The following is a 1191-nucleotide window of genomic DNA, read 5'->3' on the forward strand; positions in this document are numbered from 1 at the left end:
TGGCGAAGGAAAAATTTGAGAGGACCAAGCCGCACGTAAACGTAGGTACCATTGGGCACATCGACCATGGGAAGACGACCTTGACGGCCGCGATCACGAAATTGAGCGGGATGCGCGGGATGGCGGATTTTATTCCCTTTGATCAGATCGACAAGGCGCCGGAGGAGAAGGAACGCGGGATCACGATTGCGACGGCGCACGTTGAGTACGAGACGGCGACTCGCCATTACGCGCATGTGGACTGCCCGGGCCATGCGGACTACATCAAGAACATGATCACCGGGGCGGCGCAGATGGACGGCGCGATTCTGGTGGTGGGTGCGGATGACGGCCCGATGCCCCAGACGCGTGAGCACATTCTCCTGGCCCGTCAGGTGGGTGTTCCCCGGATCGTGGTGTTTTTGAACAAGTGCGACATGGTGGACGACGAGGAGCTGATCGAACTGGTTGAGCTGGAGCTGCGCGAGCTTCTGGATAAGTACGAATTTCCCGGAGATGACACGCCGATCATCCGCGGCAGCGCGCTGAAGGCGCTGGAGGCGGAAAGCGTGGACGCGCCGGAGGCCCAGTGCATTTTCGAGCTTCTGGACGCGATTGACAGTTATATTCCGGAGCCGCAACGGGACATCGACAAGCCGTTTCTGATGCCCATTGAAGACGTGTTCAGTATTTCCGGACGCGGAACGGTGGTGACGGGTCGTGTGGAACGCGGCGTGATCCATGTGAGCGACACGGTTGAGATCGTGGGCATCCGCGAGACGACCAAGACGGTGTGCACGGGCGTGGAGATGTTCCGCAAGCTGCTTGATGAAGGTCAGGCGGGGGACAACATCGGCGTTCTGTTGCGCGGGACCAAACGCGATGAAGTGGAGCGCGGCCAGGTGGTATCGGCGCCGGGATCGATTACGCCGCACACGAAGTTCAAGGCGGAGGCGTACATTCTGAGCAAGGAAGAGGGCGGTCGTCATACGCCGTTTTTCAATGGATATCGTCCGCAGTTTTATTTTCGGACGACGGACGTGACGGGTATCCTGAATCTTCCCGAGGGCGTGGAGATGGTGATGCCGGGCGACAACGTCGCGATCACGGCGGAGCTGATCACCCCGATCGCCATGGAGAAGGAACTGCGGTTTGCCATCCGTGAAGGTGGCCGTACGGTGGGTGCCGGTGTCGTCAGCGATATTATCGAAT

At 59.5% G+C, this 1191-nt stretch carries 1 protein-coding gene; it reads left to right on the forward strand.

What is annotated here, in order from left to right; genetic code table 11:
• Positions 1–1191 (forward strand): elongation factor Tu (tuf, locus tag JCM12296_RS34965; RefSeq protein WP_083456808.1); only part of this gene is annotated, 1191 nt, incomplete at both ends.

The organism is Desulfosarcina cetonica JCM 12296 (assembly GCF_001311845.1).
Taxonomy (GTDB): domain Bacteria; phylum Desulfobacterota; class Desulfobacteria; order Desulfobacterales; family Desulfosarcinaceae; genus Desulfosarcina; species Desulfosarcina cetonica.